This window comes from Mycolicibacterium alvei, assembly GCF_010727325.1.
Classification (GTDB): domain Bacteria; phylum Actinomycetota; class Actinomycetes; order Mycobacteriales; family Mycobacteriaceae; genus Mycobacterium; species Mycobacterium alvei.
The window spans coordinates 98,160-113,578 of sequence record NZ_AP022565.1 but is presented as its reverse complement, the minus strand read 5'-3'; the positions used below and the strand labels follow the sequence as shown (position 1 = coordinate 113,578).

Annotated in this window: 17 protein-coding genes; 4 read left to right on the top strand and 13 right to left on the bottom strand. The window is 66.8% G+C overall.

Annotation, left to right across the window (positions count from 1 at the left end; translation table 11 throughout):
- Positions 1 to 16 precede the first annotated feature (16 nt).
- Positions 17 to 2,056, top strand: coding sequence for a TPM domain-containing protein (locus G6N44_RS00475; protein ID WP_163660185.1), 2,040 nt, complete (start codon positions 17 to 19; stop codon positions 2,054 to 2,056).
- A gap of 12 nt (positions 2,057 to 2,068) precedes the next feature.
- On the opposite strand, the gene G6N44_RS00470 is transcribed toward G6N44_RS00475, so the two are convergent.
- The gene (locus tag G6N44_RS00470; RefSeq protein ID WP_163660183.1) at positions 2,069 to 3,466 is read right to left on the bottom strand and encodes a glycine--tRNA ligase; all 1,398 of its coding nucleotides are present in this window, start codon (positions 3,464 to 3,466) and stop codon (positions 2,069 to 2,071) included.
- A gap of 97 nt (positions 3,467 to 3,563) precedes the next feature.
- On the opposite strand from G6N44_RS00470, the gene G6N44_RS00465 reads away from it, so the two are divergent.
- Together G6N44_RS00465 and G6N44_RS00460 are read left to right on the top strand one after the other, a co-directional pair.
- Positions 3,564 to 3,932 carry an ArsR/SmtB family transcription factor gene (locus tag G6N44_RS00465; protein ID WP_163660182.1) on the top strand — a complete coding sequence of 123 codons (369 nt, stop codon included), beginning with the start codon at positions 3,564 to 3,566 and terminating at the stop codon, positions 3,930 to 3,932.
- Positions 3,929 to 4,327: a Fur family transcriptional regulator gene (locus tag G6N44_RS00460; protein ID WP_163660181.1), complete on the top strand. Its 399-nt coding sequence runs from the start codon at positions 3,929 to 3,931 to the stop codon at positions 4,325 to 4,327. Before G6N44_RS00465 ends, G6N44_RS00460 begins: the two co-directional genes overlap by 4 nt.
- 36 nt (positions 4,328 to 4,363) lie before the next feature.
- Here the strand turns inward: G6N44_RS00460 and G6N44_RS00455 are convergent, their stop codons facing one another.
- Genes G6N44_RS00455 through recO form a run of 4 tightly spaced genes read right to left on the bottom strand, consistent with a single transcriptional unit; the run spans position 4,364 to position 6,896 of the window.
- Positions 4,364 to 4,768 carry an NUDIX hydrolase gene (locus G6N44_RS00455; protein WP_163660180.1) on the bottom strand — a complete coding sequence of 135 codons (405 nt, stop codon included), beginning with the start codon at positions 4,766 to 4,768 and terminating at the stop codon, positions 4,364 to 4,366.
- Positions 4,765 to 5,211: a hypothetical protein gene (locus G6N44_RS00450; protein ID WP_163660178.1), complete on the bottom strand. Its 447-nt coding sequence runs from the start codon at positions 5,209 to 5,211 to the stop codon at positions 4,765 to 4,767. Before G6N44_RS00450 ends, G6N44_RS00455 begins: the two co-directional genes overlap by 4 nt.
- A 1-nt stretch (position 5,212) precedes the next feature.
- Positions 5,213 to 6,106 carry a decaprenyl diphosphate synthase gene (locus G6N44_RS00445; RefSeq protein WP_163660176.1) on the bottom strand — a complete coding sequence of 298 codons (894 nt, stop codon included), beginning with the start codon at positions 6,104 to 6,106 and terminating at the stop codon, positions 5,213 to 5,215.
- A complete protein-coding gene (gene recO / locus G6N44_RS00440) occupies positions 6,042 to 6,896 on the bottom strand; it encodes a DNA repair protein RecO (protein ID WP_163660174.1) in 855 nt (284 codons plus the stop codon). Before recO ends, G6N44_RS00445 begins: the two co-directional genes overlap by 65 nt.
- 99 nt (positions 6,897 to 6,995) lie before the next feature.
- Here recO and G6N44_RS00435 point away from each other — a divergent pair, with 99 nt between their 5' ends.
- Entirely contained in the window at positions 6,996 to 8,411 is a 1,416-nt protein-coding gene (locus tag G6N44_RS00435) for an amidase (RefSeq protein WP_372508127.1), read from the top strand.
- Here G6N44_RS00435 and era read toward each other — a convergent pair.
- The 8 genes from era to dnaJ all read right to left on the bottom strand — a co-directional run bounded on the left by era (position 8,408) and on the right by dnaJ (position 15,393).
- Entirely contained in the window at positions 8,408 to 9,307 is a 900-nt protein-coding gene (era, locus tag G6N44_RS00430) for a GTPase Era (protein ID WP_163660170.1), read from the bottom strand. The two genes, G6N44_RS00435 and era, sit on opposite strands and share 4 nt — an antisense overlap.
- The gene (locus tag G6N44_RS00425) at positions 9,304 to 9,621 is read right to left on the bottom strand and encodes a cytidine deaminase-like protein (RefSeq protein WP_163660169.1); all 318 of its coding nucleotides are present in this window, start codon (positions 9,619 to 9,621) and stop codon (positions 9,304 to 9,306) included. The genes era and G6N44_RS00425 overlap by 4 nt, the downstream gene beginning before the upstream one ends.
- Positions 9,614 to 10,915, bottom strand: a complete 1,302-nt coding sequence (locus G6N44_RS00420; protein WP_163660167.1) for a hemolysin family protein — start codon at positions 10,913 to 10,915, stop codon at positions 9,614 to 9,616. The genes G6N44_RS00425 and G6N44_RS00420 overlap by 8 nt, the downstream gene beginning before the upstream one ends.
- Positions 10,912 to 11,448 carry an rRNA maturation RNase YbeY gene (ybeY, locus tag G6N44_RS00415; RefSeq protein ID WP_163660165.1) on the bottom strand — a complete coding sequence of 179 codons (537 nt, stop codon included), beginning with the start codon at positions 11,446 to 11,448 and terminating at the stop codon, positions 10,912 to 10,914. Before ybeY ends, G6N44_RS00420 begins: the two co-directional genes overlap by 4 nt.
- Positions 11,445 to 12,494 (bottom strand): PhoH family protein, encoded by a 1,050-nt coding sequence (locus G6N44_RS00410; RefSeq protein WP_163660163.1) that lies wholly within the window; start codon positions 12,492 to 12,494, stop codon positions 11,445 to 11,447. The genes ybeY and G6N44_RS00410 overlap by 4 nt, the downstream gene beginning before the upstream one ends.
- A gap of 184 nt (positions 12,495 to 12,678) precedes the next feature.
- Positions 12,679 to 13,446 (bottom strand): hypothetical protein, encoded by a 768-nt coding sequence (locus tag G6N44_RS00405; protein ID WP_163660161.1) that lies wholly within the window; start codon positions 13,444 to 13,446, stop codon positions 12,679 to 12,681.
- A 38-nt stretch (positions 13,447 to 13,484) separates the two neighbouring features.
- The gene (locus tag G6N44_RS00400) at positions 13,485 to 14,234 is read right to left on the bottom strand and encodes a 16S rRNA (uracil(1498)-N(3))-methyltransferase (RefSeq protein ID WP_163660158.1); all 750 of its coding nucleotides are present in this window, start codon (positions 14,232 to 14,234) and stop codon (positions 13,485 to 13,487) included.
- A 16-nt stretch (positions 14,235 to 14,250) separates the two neighbouring features.
- Positions 14,251 to 15,393, bottom strand: a complete 1,143-nt coding sequence (gene dnaJ, locus G6N44_RS00395) for a molecular chaperone DnaJ (protein WP_163660157.1) — start codon at positions 15,391 to 15,393, stop codon at positions 14,251 to 14,253.
- Positions 15,394 to 15,419: the final 26 nt, after the last annotated feature.

Here is a 15,419-nt window from a genome sequence, read left to right as displayed (position 1 = left end):
CATTAGATTGGCGGTCATGCGTATCGCCCGTCTGCTGTCCGCGCTGCTCGCGATCCTGCTCACCGGACTGTTGGTTGCCCCCTGCGCCGCGGCCGAGCCGCCACTGCGGTTGGCCACCCAACTCACCGACCACGCCGGGGTCTTGTCGGCTCCTCAGCGCGCCAACGTGGAGCGTGCCCTCGACCAGCTCTACGACACCAAACGTATTCAGCTGTGGGTGGTTTTCGTCGACGACTTCTCCGGCCAGAACCAGTCGGGCTGGGCGCAGAGCACGATTCAGCTCAGCGATCTCGGCGACGACGATGCGCTGCTGGCGGTCGCAACCAACGCGCGGTCCTATGCCTTCCAGGTGCCGAGCACCGTCCCCGGCGGCAACGCCCGCGCCGACGACATTCGGCGCAACAGCGTCGAACCGGCCCTGCGTCGTGACGACTGGGCGGGTGCGGCCATCGCCGCCGCCAACGGTTTGAAGGCCAATCCTCCCGCCGCGGCGGCGGGAGCCGGGATCTCGTGGCCGGCCCTGCTGATCGCCCTCGGCGTGGTGCTCGTGCTGGCCGGGTTGTTGTGGTGGTGGTCGCGCCGGCGCCGGGCCAAGCGCCGCCGCGCCGAGTTCGAGGCGGCCAAGCGAGTCGATCCGACCGACCCCAACGCTTTGGCGTCGGTGCCGCTGGATGCGCTCGATGAGCTGTCCCGCTCGATCGTGGTCGACGTCGACAATGCCGTCCGCACCAGTGCCGCTGAGCTGGAACTGGCGGTCGAGGAGTTCGGCACCCACCGCACCGAACCGTTCAGCATGGCCCTGGAGAATGCGAAAAAAGCTCTGGCCCAAGCATTCACCGTGCGGCAGACACTCGATGACGACGCCCCCGAGACACCGCTGCAGCAGCGTCAGCTGTTGACGCAGGTGGTGGTGTCGGCGGCCAGGGCCGACCGCGAGTTGGACGCACAGAGCCAGGCCTTCGAGCAGTTGCGCGATCTGGTGATCAACGCCCCGACCCGGCTCGACGCCATGACCCAACAGATGGTCGGCCTGACCGCCCGCCTCGAACCGAGCGGCCAGACACTGAACACCCTGCGCACCCAATTCGACGCCACCGCATTGAGTTCGGTGTCGACCAATGTGGACACCGCCAAGGAACGCCTGGCGTTCGCCGACCGCAACATCACCACGGGCCGCAGCCTGGTATCCCGGCCTGCCACCGATCAGACCGCGCTGGTGGATGCGGTGCGCTCGGCCGAATCCGCCCTCGATCAGACCCGGACCCTGCTCGACGCCGTGGACAGCGCCGCCTCCGACATCAACCGGGCGCTGGCCGACCTGCCCGCCGCGATCACCGATATTCAGGCCGGTATCGACCAGGCGAATTCACTTCTGGCGCAATCCGGTACGCCGCAGGCCGACAAGCTGAGTACCGCCCGTGACATGGCCAGGAAGGCCGCCGACGACGCTACGACCAACGGCAAGGCCGACCCGCTGGGCACCTTCACCCGGCTGACCAAGGCCGACGCCGAACTCGATCAGCTGCTGGCCGGCGTGCACGAACAGCAAGAGGCCGCCGAGCGACTGGCCCGCGCGCTCGAGCAGGCGCTGTTCACCGCCCAGTCACGGATCAAGGCGGTGTCGGACTTCATCGAGACGCGGCGCGGCAGCATCGGACCGGAGGCCCGTACCCGGCTGGCCGAGGCGCAACGGCAACTACAGGCCGCCGCCGCCAAACGCACCGAGAATCCCGATGAAGCGGTGGCACATGCCAACGGCGCGTCGACGTTGGCCGCCCAGGCGCAAGGCCTGGCCAACGACGACGTGCGAGCGGCACAGCGGTCCTACACCTCCCAGTACGGCGGAGGCGGAGGCGGAGGCTCGGACATGGGCGCGGTGCTCGGCGGCATCCTCATCGGCAACATCCTGCGCGGAGGCGGCGGTTTCGGAGGCAGCTTCGGCGGAGGGTACGGGGGCGGCTACGGCGGTGGCCGCAGCATGGGACGCCCGACATCCTATGGCGGATCGTCGCGTTCGTCGGGCCGCAGCTACAGCGGAGGCGGCGGCCGCTTCTAGTAGCGGGGAAAGTCAGCAGCCCTTGAGCCGCACGGCCAGGTAGTCCGACACCTTGTCCAGTGCGATGCGCTCCTGGGTCATGGCGTCGCGCTCACGGATGGTGACTGCGTTGTCCTCCAGGGTGTCGAAATCGACTGTCACGCAATACGGCGTACCGATCTCGTCCTGACGGCGGTAGCGCCGGCCGATCGCACCGGCGTCGTCGAATTCGACGTTCCAGTTCTTGCGCAGCTCGGCGGCCAGATCGCGGGCCTTGGGTGACAGATCGGCATTGCGCGACAACGGCAACACCGCCGCCTTGATCGGGGCCAGGCGCGGGTCGAGCTTGAGCACGGTGCGCTTGTCCACCCCGCCCTTGGAGTTGGGGGCCTCGTCCTCGGTGTAGGAGTCGACCAGGAACGCCATCAGCGAGCGGGTCAGGCCGGCCGCGGGTTCGATCACGTACGGCACGTAGCGGGTGTCGGTCCCCTGGTCGTAGAACGACAGGTCGGCACCGGAATGCTTTGAGTGCGTAGTCAGGTCGAAGTTGGTGCGGTTGGCGATGCCTTCCAACTCACCCCAGGGATTGCCGGCGAAACCGAACTTGTACTCGATGTCGACGGTGCCGTCGGAGTAGTGCGACAGCTTCTCTTTGGGATGGTCGTACAGGCGCAGGTTGTCCCGGTCGATGCCGAGGTCGACGTACCACTGCAGCCGGGTCTCGATCCAGTACTTGTGCCATTCCGGAGCCGTGGACGGCTCGACGAAGAACTCCATCTCCATCTGCTCGAACTCGCGGGTGCGGAAGATGAAGTTGCCCGGGGTGATCTCGTTGCGGAAGCTCTTGCCGATCTGGCCGATGCCGAACGGCGGCTTGCGACGCGCGGTGGTCACCACGTTGGCGAAGTTGACGAAGATGCCCTGGGCGGTCTCCGGGCGCAGGTAGTGCAGACCCTCCTCCGACTCGATCGGACCGAGGTAGGTCTTGAGCATCATGTTGAAGTCACGGGGCTCGGTCCACTGCCCCTTGGTGCCGCAGTCGGGGCAGACGATCTCGTCCATCGACACGGTGTCTGGATCCACGGCGGTGTCGCGCGTGCTCTTCTTGGCGGCGTACGCCTCCTGCATGTGGTCCTGGCGATGACGCTTGTGGCAGCTCAGGCACTCCACCAGCGGGTCGTTGAACACGTCGACGTGACCGGAGGCCACCCACACCTGGCGCGGCAGGATGATCGCACTGTCGAGGCCGACGACGTCGTCGCGGCCGGTGACCATGGACTTCCACCACTGGCGCTTGATGTTCTCCTTGAGCTCAACGCCGAGTGGGCCGTAATCCCACGCGGACTTGGTGCCGCCGTAGATCTCTCCGGACTGGAAGACAAGGCCACGGCGTTTCGCCAGGTTCGCAACGGTGTCGATGATGGATGCCACGGTGCACAAGAGTAGCCACCGGCGTGCGGGCAACCCTAATCCGCCGCGGCGCCGAAGTCGGTTGACATGCGATATCGCGCATGTATTCTGGCCCGTAATGAAAACGATTTCCAACTTGGCGGAGAACCAGCACGACGACGCGCGCGAGCCCAACGCTGCCCCGGCACCCGAAATGCCTTCGCGCGATGTCCTCGCCACCGCGGGCGAGTTGCTGCGCGCACTCGCCGCCCCATTGCGGATCGCGATCGTCCTGCAGTTGCAGCAATCGGCGCGCTGCGTGCACGAATTGGTCGACGCACTGGACGTGCCGCAGCCGCTGGTGAGCCAGCACCTGCGGATTCTCAAGCAGGCCGGAGTCGTGGCCAGCGAGCGGGCCGGCCGCGAGGTCCTCTACCACCTGGTCGATCACCACCTGGCCCACATCGTCGCCGACGCTGTCGCCCACGCCGGTGAGGATCACCCATGACCGGGGCAGTCCGGTCCACCCGCCAGCGCGCGGCGATCGCGGACCTGCTCAACGAGACCGAAGGCTTTCGGTCAGCCCAGGAATTGCACGACGAGCTGCGCCGCCGCGGTGAGGGCATCGGTCTGACCACCGTGTACCGCACCCTGCAGACCATGGCCACCGCCGGCGTCGTCGACACGTTGCGCACCGACACCGGCGAGTCCGTCTACCGGCGCTGCTCGGAGGACCACCACCACCATCTGGTGTGCCGGGCCTGCGGGGCCACCGTCGAGATCTCCGGCGGACACGTCGAGGCCTGGGCCGCCGATGTAGCTCGCGAGCACGGTTTCTCCGACGTGAGCCACACGATCGAGATCTTCGGCATGTGCCGCGGCTGCGGCGACGGGGTCAACTGACCGACTTTCCGCCATTGCGCTTCACACGCGCGGACGCTAAGCCCGATCGCGTACCAGCGCGGACACGATGTCACGTGTGAGCGGCGCCAACTCGATGTCACCGGGCGCGTCAGGATCGATCCAGGCCATCTCGGCGATCTCGGCCTGTGGCCGCGGCTCGCCATCGAGTCTCACGAGATAGAGCCACGCGTCCACGGAGTGGCCGGGTTCATTGGCGGCGGCGGCGGTGAAACGGCCGAGCTCGTCAGCAGCCGCAGCATCGAATCCGACGCCGAGTTCCTCTCGAACCTCACGGATCAGCGCCTCGATCGGCTGCTCCCCCGGCTCGATCTTCCCGCCGGGCTGCATGAACGCCGCGGTCCCACGCTTGCGGACGAGGAGCAACCGGTTGTGCTCGCCCACCACGACGGCCGCGACGATCCGGATGACCGGAGGGGTCACGACATCAGGTCTCGACGCACATCGCCGCCGGTGGCCAGCACCATGAGGATCAGGGTGCGCAGCGCGTCGTCGGTGAGTCCGGCGGCCGGGAAGTTGTAGCGCAGCATCACATCGGCGACCTTCTTGGCCGGCCGCGTGCGCGCAGCACCTTTGGGTGTCGCGCCGTTGGTGGGTGTCTCGACCAATTTGTCCACCAAGACCACCGTGCCCAGCATGGTCTTGCCGGCATGGACGGAGACGCGTTCGCGGATCTTGTTGTTCAGCGGCAGATCCCAGGCCAACGGCTGGGTCAGCGACACCAACTCCAGGTCCTCGGCGATGGCGACCACCCGCACCGAGGCCACCGAACCGTCGACGGTCACGGTCAGCGCGTCGTCGTCTTCCTCGACGACGGACATCACCTCACCGAGTACCGAGGACAACCGCTGCAGCAGGCCGGGCATGTCAGGCTCTGCCGAAGCGACGGTTGCGGTTCACGTACTCCTCGCAGGCGTCCCACAGGTCGCGCCGGTCGTAATCGGGCCACAGCTTGTCCTGGAACACGAACTCGGCGTAGGCCGACTGCCACAGCAGGAAGTTGCTGGCGCGCTGCTCCCCTGACGTCCGGATGAACAGGTCCACGTCGGGGATGTCGGGACGGTGCAGATGCTTGGCGAAAGACGCCTCACTGATCCGGTGCGGATTGATCTTGCCCTCGACGGCCTCGGCCGCCAGTGCTTGCGCGGCCTCGACGAGTTCGGTGCGACCGCCGTAGTTGACGCAGTAGTTGACCGTGATGACGTCGTTGTCGACGGTCATCTGCTCGGCGATGTCGAACTCCTTGATGACGCTGCGCCACATCTTGGGCCGCGATCCGACCCAGCGCATGTTCACGCCCATGGCGTTCAGGTTCTCCCGGCGGCGGCGCACCACCTCCCGGTTGAACCCCATCAGGAACCGGACCTCCTCGGCGCTGCGCTTCCAGTTCTCGGTGGAGAACGCGTAGACGCTCAGGTGTTTGATACCCAATTCGATGGCGCCGCAGGTGATGTCGATCAGCACCGCCTCGCCCATCTTGTGGCCTTCGGTGCGGCCCAGGCCGCGTTGGGTGGCCCACCGACCGTTGCCGTCCATCACCACGGCGACGTGATTGGGTACCTGATCGGCAGGGATTCGGGGTGCGACCGCCTTGGACGTGTGTTGGGGCGGGCGGGCGAAGCGGCCGTTGGTGCCGGCCGGGATCTCGGGGAAGACGACGGGCCAGGTCGAGGTATCCGGGAAGACCGGATAGTCCTCAGGCGCCGGGGGCAGCTGTGGGTAGGTTGTCTTGCCCCGCTTCCCGTCCTTCGTCAATGCCATGGGTCATATCCTGCCTGACCAGCGTCGCGCGCTGTTCGGCGACTGTCCGATCGATCCGGTACGCCCGCTCGACCAGAGGCAATGTCCGCAGCTGACGCTCCAGGTGCCACTGCAGATGCGCCGCGATCAGCCCGCTGGCCTGGCTGCGATGCCCCGATGTGGATGCCTCGGCGTAGTCCCAGTCACCCTCGTGCAGCGCCGACATCAGTTCCAGTACGGGCTGGGGCGGAGTGCTGGATCCGCTGGGCCGACAGTGCACGCACACACTGCCGCCGGCGGCGACGTGAAATGCCCGATGCGGACCAGGCGCAGCGCAGCGGGCGCACTCGGTCAGCGCCGGCGCCCAACCGGCGATCGTCATCGCCCGCAGCAGGTAGGAATCCAGCACCAACTCGCGGGCCCGGCGGCCATCGGCCACCGCACGCAACGCAGCCACCGTGAGCCGGTGCAGGTCGGGCATCGGTGCCCGCTCCTCTCCGGCCAGTCGCTCGGCGGTCTCCAACATCGCGCAGGCACTGGTGTAGCGGCCGTAATCACTGACGATGTCGGCGGCGAACGCATCGATGGCCTGCACCTGGGTGACGATGTCGAGGTTGCGCCCCGGGTGCAGCTGCACGTCGATGTGGGCAAACGGTTCCAGCCGCGCGCCGAACTTGCTGCGGGTACGCCGGACTCCCTTGGCCACCGCGCGCACCAAACCATGGTCGCGGGTGAGCAGGGTGACAATCCGGTCGGCTTCGCCGAGCTTGTGCTGGCGCAGCACCACCGCCCGGTCCCGGTACAGCCGCATCGTGACAGTGTCGCACCATGGCCGGACAGGTTCCGTTACGCACCGCCGATATCCTCGAAAGTGATGGCCAAATCTGCGACTTCCGACCCTCTTTCCCCTATGCCCCCGACCCGGTTCCCCACCCTGACCAACCAGCTCTATCAGCTTGCCAGCGGCGCAGTCACTTCTGCGGAACTGGTAGCGCAGTCGCTGCAGGCCATCACAGCGAGCCAGTCCACCCTCAACGCATTCCGCGTCGTACTGACCGAGCAGGCGCTGGCCGACGCCGCCAAGGCCGACACGGCTCGCGCCACCGGCAAACAACTCCCCCTGCTGGGAATCCCGATCGCGGTCAAGGACGACGTCGACGTCGCGGGGACGCCCACGCGTTTCGGCACCAACGGCACGACGCGCATCGCCACCGACGACGCCGAGGTGGTGCGCCGCCTGAAGGCGGCCGGCGCGGTGATCGTCGGGAAGACCAATACCTGCGAGCTCGGGCAGTGGCCGTTCACCAGCGGGCCGGGGTTCGGCCACACCCGTAACCCGTGGTCGCGCGAGCACAGCCCGGGCGGATCCTCGGGCGGCAGCGCCGCCGCCGTCGCCGCGGGCCTGGTGACCGCCGCCATCGGATCCGACGGCGCGGGCAGTGTCCGCATCCCCGCCGCGTGGACGCACCTGGTCGGCATCAAACCGCAGCGCGGACGCATCTCCACCTGGCCGCTGCCCGAGGCCTTCAACGGGATCACCGTCAACGGGGTGCTGGCCCGCACCGTCACCGATGCCGCGCTGGTGCTCGACGCCGCCTCCGGAAATGCCGAGGGCGATCTGCACCAGCCGGCACCGATCCGGGCCGCCGAATATGTCGGCCGTGCCCCCGGCCCGCTGCGGATCGCCATGTCGACCAAGTTCCCGTTCACCGGTTTCCGCGCGAGGCTGCACCCCGAAATCCGCGATGCCCTGCAGGGCCTGGCCGATCAACTCGGACAGCTGGGCCACACCGTGGTGGAAAAAGACCCCAACTACAGCCTGCGGATGTCATGGGACTTCCTGGCCCGCTCCACCGCCGGCCTGCTGGACTGGACCGACCGGCTCGGCGACGTGGCCTACGACGAGCGCACCGTGGCCAACATGAGGATCGGCCGCTTGTTGTCACAGGACGTGTTGCGCAAGGCCCGGGCACACGAGGCCGCCGCGCAGCGTCGCATCTCCTGGATCTTCAACCTCGTCGACGTCATCATCGCGCCGACCACCGCCCAACCTCCGCCGCTCACACACGAATTCGACCGTCGCGGGTGGTCAGCCACCGAACGCGCCTCGATCGCCGCCTGCCCGGTGACCTGGCCGTGGAACCTGCTGGGTTGGCCGTCGATCAACGTGCCCGCCGGCTTCACCTCCGACGGACTGCCGATCGGAGTCCAGCTGATGGGGCCGGCCGACAGTGAGCCGCTGCTGATCTCGCTGGCCGCCGAGTTGGAGGCGATCACCGGGTGGGCCGCCAAGCAACCCGAGATCTGGTGGACTACCCCCCGTTAGAAACCGAGCCGCCCCAGCTGTTTCGGATCGCGCTGCCAGTTCTTGGCGATCTTCACCCGCAGGTCGAGATAAACCTTTGTGCCGAGCAGCTTTTCGATCTGAGTACGGGCGGCTGTCCCGACCTCACGCAAGCGGGCGCCGCCCTTACCGATCACGATGCCCTTCTGGCTGTCACGCTCGACATAGAGGATGGCGCGCACGTCAATAAGGTCGTCTCGGTCTGCTCTTTCCTCGACCTCCTCGATGACGACGGCCAGCGAGTGTGGCAGTTCGTCGCGCACACCTTCGAGAGCGGCCTCCCGAATGAGTTCGGCCATCAGGACTTCCTCGGGCTCATCGGTGAGCTCGCCGTCGGGGTAATAGGCAGGCCCCGGCGGCAGTTTGGAGACGAGGACATCGGTGAGCACATCGAGTTGTTCACCCGCGGTCGCCGAAACCGGAACGATGTCGGCATCCGGTCCCAGAAGTTCACTGACGGCCATCAACTGTTCGGCGACGCGATCCTTGGGCACCTTGTCGATCTTGGTGACGATGGCGATCAGCGTGGTCCTTGGTGCCACGGCCCGGATCTGCTGATAGATCCATCGGTCACCGGGGCCGATGCGCTCATCGGCTGGGAAACACATACCGATTACGTCCACCTCGGAGTACGTGTTCTTGACCAGCTCGTTGAGCCGTTGTCCGAGCAGGGTGCGCGGACGGTGCAGGCCGGGGGTGTCGACCAGGATGATCTGGAAATCCTCACGGTGCACGATGCCGCGGATGGTGTGCCGGGTGGTCTGCGGCCGGTTCGAGGTGATCGCGACCTTCTGCCCCACCAGGGCGTTGGTCAGCGTCGACTTGCCGGTGTTGGGCCGGCCGACGAAACAGACGAAGCCGGAACGGAATTCACTCATACCGGAGCTCCTGCCCGGTCGGTGACAATCACCGCGGCGTCGGCGGACAGTTCCCGCACGGCGGCGACGCCTGCGTCGTCGGCGGAGCCGCCCAACAGCACCGCGGCCTCCAACCCGGTGGCACCGCTGGACACCGCAGCGGCCACCGCCGCCTGCAACGCGGTCAACTGGAGCGCCGCCAGGGTCACCGGGGCACCCGCGTAGGTGCGGCCGTCCTGGTCACGCACCGCTGCACCGGTGGAAGCCTCGGCGCGGCCCATCGCGCCGCGGGCCAGCACCACCAGCTTGTTGTCTTCTGCGTCGAGCTCACTCATCTGTATCTCGGGTCTCCTGTTTCTCGGATTCAGCCGGGCTGACCAGAACTGTGCCGATCCGCACCCGTCCGCGGTGGTCGGAACCACCTTCAGCGCGCAACCGCAGGCCTTCCCACGTGACTTCGGCTCCGGGCAGCGGCACCCGTCCCAGCTCGAACGCGACCAGACCACCGACGGTGTCCGGTTCGAGGTCTTCGTCAGGCTCCCTCTCGTAGAGCTCGCAGAGGTCTTCGATCGGTAGCCTCGCCGACACGCGGTATTGGCGCTCACCGAGGTCCTCGACCGGAACGACCTCGCCGGCGTCGTACTCATCGACGATCTCGCCCACGATCTCCTCAAGCACATCCTCGATGGTGACCAGACCGGCGATCGCGCCGTATTCATCGACGAGCAGCGCCATGTGGTTGCGGTCGAGCTGCATCTCCTTGAGCAGCTCGTCGAGTGGCTTGGAGTCCGGGACGAAAACCGCCGGACGCATCAACTGCGCCACGTTGGTGTCGCTGCCGCCGTTGGTCGAGTAATAGGTCTGCTGGACAAGGTCTTTCAGGTAGACCACGCCGACGATGTCGTCGACGTTCTCGCCGATCACCGGGATGCGGGAATGTCCGCTGCGCACCGCCAACGACGTCGCTTGACCCGCTGATTTATCACTTTCGATCCACACCATCTCGGTGCGCGGCACCATGACCTCGCGGGCCGGGGTGTCGCCGAGTTCGAATACCGACTGGATCATCCGGCGTTCCTCGTCGGCCACCACGCCGCGCTGCTGCGCCAGGTCGACGACCTCACGCAACTCGATCTCGGAGGCGAACGGACCGTTGCGGAAACCGCGGCCGGGAGTCAGTGCGTTACCGATCAACACCAGCAGGCGGCTGATCGGCGTGAGTAGCACCGAGATCGCCTGCAGCGGCAGAGCCGAGATCAGCGCGATGGAGTAGGCGTTCTGCCTGCCGACCGTGCGGGGACCGACGCCGATGACCACGAAACTCGTCACCACCATGATCGCGGCGGACGCCACCAGGCCCCACCCGACACCGAGATGCCCGTCAAGGTAGGACGCCAGCAGCACGGTGGCGGTGATCTCGCAGGTGATGCGGAGCAGCACGACAAGATTGATGTAGCGAGGCCGCTCGGCGACTACCCGGCTGAGCCGCGCGGCACCCGGACGCTCGTCGCGGACCAGTTCCTCGATCCGGGCGATCGAGACCGTGGACAGGGCGGCGTCGATGGCGGCGAACAGGCCACCGAACCCGACCAGCACCACGGCGCCGAGTAGCGGAAGTATGCCGGTCACGATTCGTCGAAATATCGGGATTTGTCCAGCAGTCGCTGGTCTTTCTCGCTCTGTCGGTCGGTGTGATATGCCTCGACCTGATCAGCCACCCACTCCTCGAGGAGCTGACGCTGCAGCGCGAACATCTCCTTCTCCTCGTCCGGTTCGGCGTGGTCGTAGCCGAGCAGATGCAGCACGCCGTGCACCGTCAGCAGCGCCAACTCCTGACCGAGCGAGTGCCCGGCCTTGGCGGCCTGCTGCTCGGCGAACTCCGGACACAGCACGATGTCACCGAGCATCGCCGGACCCGGCTCGGGCGCATCCGGACGGCCCCCTGGCTCCAGCTCATCCATCGGGAAACTCATCACATCGGTGGGGCCGGGCAGGTCCATCCACCGCATGTGCAGGTCCGCCATCGCCGCGCTGTCCAGCAGCACCATCGACAGCTCAGCCGCCGGGTGCACGTCCATCTTTGCGATGACGAAGCGCGCGACGCTGATCAGCTCGTCCTCCGAGACATCGATGCCCGACTCGTTGGCTACCTCGATGCTCATGATCGGCGGGGCCGTCCGTTCGATGAACGGCGTTGGGAACGGTTGAGCAAGGCCGGCTCCTCATGTCGGGCGTAGGCGTCGACGATCTCGGACACCAGACGGTGCCGGACCACATCGGCGCTGGTGAGCTCGGCGAAGTGGATGTCGTCGACCTCGTCGAGGATGTCCATCGCCGCGCGCAGGCCCGATCGCGCCCCGCCGGGCAGATCGACTTGCGTGATATCGCCGGTGACAACGATTTTTGAGCCGAACCCCAGTCGGGTCAGGAACATCTTCATCTGCTCGGCAGTGGTGTTCTGCGCCTCGTCGAGGATGATGAACGCGTCATTAAGGCTTCTCCCGCGCATGAACGCCAGCGGTGCGACCTCGATCACCCCGGCGGCCAGCAGGTTCGGAATTGCGGCCGGATCCATCATGTCGTGCAGCGCGTCATAGAGCGGCCGCAGGTACGGGTCGATCTTCTCGGTCAACGTGCCGGGCAGAAAACCAAGGCGCTCACCGGCTTCCACCGCGGGCCGGGTCAGAATGATTCGGTTGACCTGCTTGGATTGCAGGGCGCTGACCGCCTTGGCCATCGCCAGGTAGGTTTTGCCGGTACCGGCCGGGCCGATGCCGAACACGATGGTGTGCGCGTCGATAGCGTCAACGTAGCGCTTCTGGTTCAGCGTCTTGGGCCGGATGGTCTTACCGCGGCGGCTCAGAATGTCGAGCGTGAGCACCTCGGCCGGCGACGCGTCCTCGGTACCGGTCAGGATCGCGACGCTGTGGCGCACCGCCTCAGGAGTCACCGCCTGCCCGCGGGAGGCGACGGCGATCAACTCGGCGACGACGCGTTCGGCGAGTGCAACGTCAGCGGGCTCGCCGGTGAGGGTGATCTGATTGCCGCGGGCGTGAATGTCGGCGGTCAGAAGTCTTTCGAGTGCCCGCAGATTCTCATCGGCGGAGCCGAGCAGGCCCACGATGATGTCGGGCGGAACAGTGATGCTGCTGCGGACCGATTCCGATGCGGTGGCCGACGAGTCAGCGGTCGTGTCGCGGGGCGTCACGTGGAGTTTGTGCCTGCTTTCGTGTTCTGGAACGGCCGGATGCCGTCGTACTGTTGTCAGTTTACCGCTGGTCAACGACACGCCCCAATGGTTGAGCAGGCCGGCGGTGATCGGTGCGGCACGGTTGCTGGGCCGGGTTCGCTGACTGGACAAACACACAGGTCAGCCTGGCGGGGGTGGGGAACTAGCCTGCGAACGCGCCCAACTTGGCCTGCACCGCATCACCGTCCGGAGCGGCATACATCTTCTTGGACCGGCGATCGTAGGAGGCGATGAACGGACAGGAATCAGCAGTACCTGACACGGTGCCCAGGTCCTGGATGACTTTGCCGGTCTTCGCTTCACGGAGTTCGATCCCGTATTCGGCGGAGTAGTAATCGACGGTGATCTGGTTCCCGTCGTCGTCATAGACACACGAAGTGGATTTCACCTCACTGCCCTGCTTTCGCTCCAGGCAGGCGACGACATTGATCTCGGAGAACTCGTCTGCCATGGCCCATTTGTCGGAGGGAACCGGCAACCACGTTTCGTCCATGATTCCGAGGCCCTTGTAGAAAGCCGCGATGTTGTAGGGCTTGCCGTATTCCGGGGCGGTGCTGATCCAGTTGTTCTCGCAGATATCGGAAAAGCTGGACGCCGAGTATGCCGTCCGGTCCTGCCCCTCACCGGACACCTTGAAGAGTCCGTAGCCAACCAAGGCGAGCACCGAGACGCTCAGGACAACCACGACGCCGACGATCACCTTGCCGAGTCCTGATTTCCTCGGCTGAAGTGGCGGTCCGGCCGGAGACCAGTTCGGAGGCTGACCGTATGAGGGCTGCCCGTATGGGCCTGGAGCACCCGGCGCCCCGGGCCACTGGTGCGGTTGCGGTGGCGGTGGCGGCCAGTGCGGGGGCTGCTGCCCGTAGGGCGACGAACCTTGGGGCGACGGGCCCTGGGGCGGCAAACTCACGATTGGAGCGTAATGCGAAGCGGGGCAGGCCGTGGGCGCTAAATCGCCCAGCGGTCCGTCAGCACACCGATCGCCCCCAGTGCGACGGCCGCGGCCGTCGACGTGCGCAGCACCGTCGGGGCCAGTCGGACCGCCTTCGCGCCGGCCCCGATCAGGGCGGCGATCTCCTCATCGGCGATCCCGCCTTCGGGCCCGACGATGAGCGTCAGTGAATCCGCTTGGGCCAGAGGCAGTTCGGCCAGTGGCTCAGTAGCCGATTCGTGCAGTGCCAGCACCACTGCCCCGGCGGCCACGGCGTCGGTCACCTGCCGGGTCAGCGCCGCCGAGGAGACCACGCCCTCGACGCCCGGAATGTAGGGACGGCGGGACTGCCGGGCCGCCGAGCGAACCACCGCTTCCCAACGCCGCAAGCCCTTGTCCACCTTCGGGCCCTCCCAGCGGGCCACGCACCGGGTCGCCTGCCAGGCGACAAACCTGTCCGCACCGGCTTCGGTCGCCAGCTCGACGGCCAGCTCTGAGCGATCCGACTTGGGCAGCGCCTGAACCACGGTGACGGTCGGACGCGGGGCCGCGATGGCGATCCGCTCGGTCACCCGCGCCGACAACCGGCCCTTGGCGGTGTCCTCGACGACACAGTGGGCCAGCGTCCCGCGACCGTCGCTCAGATCGATGTGCTCGCCGGCTCGGATGCGGCGCACATTGGACGCATGAAAGCCCTCGTCGCCGTCGACGACGGCGAGTTCGCCCGCGCCCGGCAGCGCGTCGACATAGAAAAGCGCTGTGCTCATGGGGTAACCCGCAGCGTCAGCGGCCGGAGAACGTCTCGCGCAACCGGCTGAACAAACCGCCGGAACTCGCCGAGGCCTGCGTCGAACGCACCTCCGCCGCATCGCGGCCGCGGTTCTCCTTCAGCTTGCGCAGCAGGTCGATATCGGTGTTGTCCAGCCGCGACGGCACCACCACGTCGATGTGGGCGTGCAGATCACCGCGCACCCCGGAACGCAGATGCGGCATGCCGTGGCCGCGCAATGTGGTCACCGCACCGGGTTGCGTACCCGCGGGGATGGTCAGCTCGGTGGGTCCGTCGATGATCGCGTCGACGGTGACCGCGGTGCCCAGCGCAGCGTCGACCATCGGCACCGAGACCGTGCAGTGCAGATCGTCACCGTCGCGGACGAAGAACTCGTGCTGCTTCTCATGGACCTCGACGTACAGATCGCCTGCGGGTCCGCCGCCCGGTCCGACCTCGCCCTGCGCCGCCAGCCGCACCCGCATGCCTTCGCCCACGCCGGCCGGGATCTTCACGCTGATCTCACGACGGGCGCGCACCCGGCCGTCACCACCGCACCGGTTGCACGGATCGGGGATGACTTCGCCGACTCCCCCGCAGACCGGGCACGGACGGGTCGTCATCACCTGTCCGAGTAGCGAGCGCTGCACTGTCTGGATCTCACCACGACCGTCGCAGGTGTCACAGGCGACCGGCGTGGAATTTCCGTTGGTGCCTTTGCCCTGACACAGATCGCACAGCACCGCGGTGTCCACGGCCACCTGCTTGGTGACGCCGGTGGCGCATTCGGAGAGGTCCAACCGCATGCGCAGGAGTGAATCCGCGCCGGGCCGGACCCGGCCGATCGGCCCGCGGGAAGAGGTTCCGCCACCGAAGAACGCCTCGAACACGTCGCCCAGACCACCGAACCCGCTGAATCCACCGGGCGCTCCACCGACCGATTCCATCGGGTCGCCGCCCATGTCCACGATGCGGCGCTTCTCCGGATCCGACAGCACCTCATAGGCGACCTGGATCTCGGTGAACCGGCTCTGGGCTTCCTCGTCGGGGTTGACGTCGGGATGCAACTCACGCGCCAACCGCCGATAGGCGCGTTTGATCTCTGAATCGCTCGCGCCTTTGCTCACTCCGAGCAAGCCGTAATAATCGCGTGCCACGCTGATGTGCCTGACCTTTCTATGCC